Source organism: Kitasatospora sp. NPDC093558, assembly GCF_040683475.1.
Taxonomy (GTDB): Bacteria; Actinomycetota; Actinomycetes; order Streptomycetales; family Streptomycetaceae; genus Kitasatospora.
On the sequence record NZ_JBFBDY010000466.1, the window covers coordinates 1 to 5074 of the forward strand.

The window sequence follows — 5074 nt, forward strand, 5'->3', positions numbered from 1 at the left end:
GTGGCGGCGACCACCAGCACGTCGTGGTCGGCGAGGGCCGTGACGGTGGGCGCGACGAGCTCGGTGAGGTCGGTGTTGGCGAGCGTGCCCTGGGTCACCACGACCACCGGGCGGCTGCCGTCCAGCTCGGGCCACCAGTCCGGCAGCGGGGGCCGGTCGCCGCCGGCCGCCGGCAGCGCGCCGATCATGCGGTAGCTCGCGGGGGCGTCGCTGCGCGGGTACTCGAAGCCGGGCACGGTGAGCTGGAGGTAGTGGTCCGGCACCGTCACCATGGCGTTGAGACGCGGTCCGTCCGGGAGCGTGACGCCGAGGCGGGCGAACACCTCCTGCGCGTACCGCAGCAGCGGCTCGCCGCGCCGGTTCATCTCCTCGTTCATGGCCCGGTTGTACGCCCGGCCCGCCTCGCCCGGCATGGGCGGCAGGGCGAGGCCGAACGGCGGGGTGTCGACGCTCTGGAACATCGACGGGGCCACGCCGACGCCCACCACGGCGGGCCGCCGGGCCCGCGGGCGGCTCAGCGCCAGCGCGAGGGCGCCCTGGAAGAACGCGTCCGCGATCACCGCGTCCGCCGGGAAGCCGGCCAGCAGGTCCTCCAGCGCGCGGTACTGCGCCGGGACCGGGTCCGTGAAGACGTGCCGGACGTCGAAGGCGATCCGCTCCGGCCCGGCGGGCAGCGCGGAGCGTCCGGGGAAGCTCGCCCCGAGGTCCCGGTCGTCGAAGTCGGCCTCGGCGGGCAGCGCGACGAAGCGCACCCCGGCCCGCTCCGCCGCCCCCGCGAACCGGCCGCCGCCGAGGAAGACCACCTCGTGGCCGCGGGCGGCGAGGTCGGCGGAGATGGCGAGCAGCGGACCGACGTGGCCGTGGGCCGGTACGGCGGCGGTGATGATCCTGGACAGCGGAGTCCCCTTGGTCGAGAGCCTGACCGGGGCACGCCGGACTGCGGCCCCGCCGGTCCACCGTAGGGAAGGGATGTTGACGATCGATATACGCGCGGACGCCGGCCGCTCAGGCCCGCCCGGTGGCCCGCTGGAACCCGTACGAGACCGGACGCCTCGGGCGCCGGCGCCGTCCGACATCCGATGGGCATCGCGGTATCGAACAGCCCAAGTCGAGCGGGTCGCCGCGGCGGGCGGACGGTGCGTGAGCGAACGGGCGCTAGGTTCCGCAGTGGCCACCCCCTCGCGCGGGCCCGCCCCGGGCGGACCCGCCACGTGCAGGAAGGACCCACCGTGATGAACCGAACCCTCCGGACCCCCGCCACCGCGCTGTGCGCCGCACTGCTGGTCACCGGCCTCGCCGCAGGCGGCGGCCCGGCCCGCGCCGACGCACCCGGCACCCCGCCGGTGGCCGTCGCCCCCGCCGCCGCCCCGGCCACCGCCCCGCCCGCCACCGCAGGACCCGCCGTCCACGACGCGCTGGTCGCCGCCCTCCGGCAGGCGCAGGCCGAGCGCCCCAACGCCCCCGTCCGGCACATCTGTTACGCGACGCACGTGCAGAACATCGGCTGGCAGCAGGCGGTCTGCGACGGGCGGCCCAACGGCACCGAAGGACAGAGCCTCGCCATCGAGGCGATCGACATCATCGGCAGCAACACCGGCGGCCTCTGCTTCGACGCGTACGTGCAGAACATCGCCTGGCAGGGCTGGCGGTGCGGCGAGGACGGCACGGAGATCCTCATCGGCACGACCGGGCAGTCCCTGCGGATGGAGGCCTACGCGGCCAGCATCGCGACCAACGGCATCTGCGCCGACGCCTACGTCCAGGACTACGGCTGGCTCGGCTTCCAGTGCGCGGCCGCCCAGAAGGTCGCCGTCGCCGGGACCACCGGCCAGTCGCGGCGCCTGGAGGCCATCGAGATCGTCGTATGACCCCTCATCGGGCTCAACGGCCGAGCACCGCACCGCCGTTCAGGCCGACGACCTGGCCGGTCAGGTAGCTGGCCGCCGGGGACGTGAGGTAGGCGACGGCCTCGGCCACGTCCTCCGGGGTGCCGGCGCGGCCCACCAGGGTGTCGGCCACCTTCTGCGCGTGGAAGGCCTCCGTCCAGCCGTCGCCGAAGATCTCGGTGTCCGCGATGTAGCCGGGCGCGAGGACGTTGACGGTGATCCCGTCCGGGCCCAACTGCCGTGCCAGGCCGAAGGCCCAGCCGTGCAGCGCGGCCTTGGCGGCGGCGTAGGAGCCGAGCGAGTGCGGGCCCGCGCCGCCGCGCTGGGCGGCGGCCGAGCTGATGACGACCAGCCGGCCCCCGGGGCGGCGCAGGTGGTCCTGGAGGGCGGTGGTGAGGAGGACGGCGGAGAGCAGGTTGCCGTCCAGGTCCTGGCGCCAGGAGTGCGCGAGGGCGGCGAGGCTTCGGTCGGCGGGCGGGGTGACGATCGCGCCCGCGTTGTTCACGAGGGCGTCCACCGGCCCGAGTTCGGCGATCCGCGCGGCGGCGGCCTCGACGGCCTCGGGGTCGGTGAGGTCGACGGGCACGGGCAGGATCCGGCCCGGGCCGGTGGTCTTCTCGATCGTGTCGCGGGCCTCGTCGAGGACGGCGGCGCGCCGCCCGAGGATCGCCACCCGGTGCCCGTCGGTGGCGAGCCGGGCGGCGATGGCCCGGCCGATGCCGGTGCCACCGCCGGAGACCACCGCGAGCCGCTCGGCCGCCGCCATCACTCGCCGGCCGTGTAGTAGTCGCGCATGAGCTCGCTCGACCAGGCCGGCTGACGGACCTCGCCGCGCGGACCGAACTCGGCCAGGTACGGCTTGATGTCGAGCACGGGCGTGCCGACCACCGCGTCGAGGCCGGTGACGTGCAGGTCGAGGCCGTCCACGCGGACCAGCTCGCAGCGGGAGACACCGAGGCGGTTGGGCCGGTTCTTGCCGCGCTGGGCGAAGATGCCGACCAGCGGCCAGTCGGTGTTGCCGCGCGGGTGGCGGGCGCCGGTCTCGATCTTCTCCACCGGCACGCGGTCGAAGTGGTAGTCGATCTCCAGGTGGGAGAAGTCCGCCAGCCCGTACAGCGCCTCCTCGGTGAACTGCTCGCCGTCCAGCCGGACGATCGCGGTGACACCACCCCAGCGGTCGTCGAGCACCTCGTCCCGCCCGCCGACGACCTGCGCCACCGGCCTCGACGTCACGTCCATGAGCCCCCCGTTCGTTGCGTGATCACTTCGCATCGTAACCCGCGAGCCTACTGGCCAGTACGAGGAGCTCGGACGTACACAGCACCCGCCCGCCGAACCCGGGCAGCGGAACGTGCAGCGCGTCGGTCCAGCCCGCCGGAATCGCGCCGAGGCCGTACACGGCCCCGGCCAGCGCGCCGGTGACGGCGGCGACGGTGTCGGTGTCCCCGCCGAGGTCGATCGCGGCGCGGACGGCGGCCGGGTAGCCGTCGGTGGTGCGCAGCGCCCACACGGCGGAGCCGAGGCAGGGCCAGACGGCACCGTTGGCCTCGGTGGCGCGCTCCGGGTGCCAGTCGGGGGCGAGGACGACGGCGTACCGCTCACGGTGAGCGGGCACGACGTGCTCCAGGACGCCCGGGATCGCGGCGAGCGGGTCGGCGCCGTCGAGCGCTTGGCGGACGAGCTCGTGGAAGATCGCCGTGCCCTCCCAGGCGGCACCGTCGCCATGGGTGAGGGCGGAGATCCGCCGGGCGGCGGCCATGGTGGCCTCACGCCCGGCGGGGGCGAAGGCGACGGCGGAGGGGGCCGCGCGCATGAGGGCGCCGTTGCCGGCGGCGCGCATGGTCGTGTTGAAGTGGACGGCGGCGGCGAGATCCCAGGTGTGGCCGTTGGTGAGGACGTCCTCGGTCTGGATCCCGATGTCCTTCGGTTCCGATGCGGCCCAGCGCTGGAACCTCGCGAAGATGTCCGGAAGGTCCAACTCGCCCCTGTCGAGCAGCGATTCGGCGACGAGGACGGCCATCTGCGTGTCGTCCGTAGCCTCGCCGCGGTCCCAGCCGCCGCCGGCGACCATCTCGCCGTCGCCGTCGGGGAAGCGGGCCGAGAAGGCCCCCGCGGGCCCGAACTCGTACGGTGCGCCGAGGGCGTCGCCCGCGGCGGAGCCGAGCACCGTGCCTGCTGTGCGGTCCTGCCGGTCACGTTCGGTCATTCGGGGAGAGTAGCGGGCGGGTGGCGGAGGATGTCGAGTACCACCGTGCCGTCCACTGTCTCCTTCTCGACCAGCAGTGCGGCCAACTCGTCGAGGTGGTGGCGGTGTTCGCGCAGCAGGCCGAGGGCGCGCTGTTCGGCGCGGCGCAGCAGGGTGGCGACGGCTTCGTCGATCGCGCGCTGGGTCTCCTCGGAGTAGGGGCGGCGGAGCAGGTCCTCGGGGCTCTCGCCGAGGTAGTGCGGGGAGCCGGAGGCGTAGCCGACCGGGCCGAGGTCCGGGGAGAGGCCGAACTCGCGGACCATCCGGGTGGCGACGGAGGTGGCGTTGGCGAGGTCGTTGGCGGCGCCGGTGGAGCCTTCGCCGAAGACGACCAACTCGGCTGCTCGTCCGCCGAGTTGCACGGTGAGCAGGTCGGTGAGGTAGCTCTCGCTGTACAGGTGGCGCTCGGCTTCGGGGAGTTGTTCGGTGGCGCCGAGGGCGACGCCGGCCGGGAGGATGGTGACCTTGGCGACGGGGTCGGCGTGCTCGCAGAGCGCGGCCATCAGCGCGTGCCCGGACTCGTGGACGGCGACAGCGTGCCGTTCCTCGGGCAGCAGCGCGTTGGAGGACTCGCGGCGGCCGAGCAGGACGCGGTCGCGGGCGGCGTCGAGGTCGTCGGCGGTGAGGGTGGCGCGGTCGGCGCGGACGGCGTTGATGGCGGCCTCGTTGACGAGGTTGGCGAGGTCGGCGCCGGAGAAGCCGGGGGTGCCGCGGGCGATCCGGTCGAGGTCGGCGTCCGGGGCGAGGGTCTTGCCGCGCACGTGGACGGCGAGGATCGCGGCCCGCTCGCGCTGGTTGGGCAGCGGCACGGTGACCTGCCGGTCGAAGCGGCCGGGGCGCAGGAGGGCGGGGTCGAGGGCGTCGGGCCGGTTGGTGGCGGCGATGACGACGATGCCGGTGCTCTGGTCGAAGCCGTCCATCTCGGCGAGCAGCTGGTTGAGCG

6 protein-coding genes are annotated in these 5074 nt (G+C 74.7%); 1 reads left to right on the forward strand and 5 read right to left on the reverse strand.

Translation table 11 applies throughout. The annotated features are described in order from the left end of the window. Positions 1 to 1076 (reverse strand): hypothetical protein (locus tag AB0O00_RS29200; protein WP_363656792.1); only part of this gene is annotated, 1076 nt, incomplete at its 3' end. Positions 1077 to 1232: 156 nt separating this feature from the next. Here AB0O00_RS29200 and AB0O00_RS29205 point away from each other — a divergent pair. Next, entirely contained in the window at positions 1233 to 1868 is a 636-nt protein-coding gene (locus AB0O00_RS29205) for a hypothetical protein (protein ID WP_363656794.1), read from the forward strand. A gap of 13 nt (positions 1869 to 1881) precedes the next feature. On the opposite strand, the gene AB0O00_RS29210 is transcribed toward AB0O00_RS29205, so the two are convergent. From AB0O00_RS29210 to AB0O00_RS29225, 4 genes are all read right to left on the reverse strand, one after another. Next, entirely contained in the window at positions 1882 to 2652 is a 771-nt protein-coding gene (locus AB0O00_RS29210) for an SDR family oxidoreductase (RefSeq protein WP_363656802.1), read from the reverse strand. After that, positions 2652 to 3125 (reverse strand): SAM-dependent methyltransferase, encoded by a 474-nt coding sequence (locus AB0O00_RS29215; RefSeq protein WP_363656796.1) that lies wholly within the window; start codon positions 3123 to 3125, stop codon positions 2652 to 2654. Before AB0O00_RS29215 ends, AB0O00_RS29210 begins: the two co-directional genes overlap by 1 nt. Before the next feature lie 22 nt (positions 3126 to 3147). Next, a complete protein-coding gene (locus tag AB0O00_RS29220; protein ID WP_363656798.1) occupies positions 3148 to 4092 on the reverse strand; it encodes an ADP-ribosylglycohydrolase family protein in 945 nt (314 codons plus the stop codon). After that, on the reverse strand, positions 4089 to 5074 hold a 986-nt coding region (locus tag AB0O00_RS29225), incomplete at its 5' end, for an AAA family ATPase (RefSeq protein WP_363656800.1). The genes AB0O00_RS29220 and AB0O00_RS29225, both read right to left, overlap by 4 nt.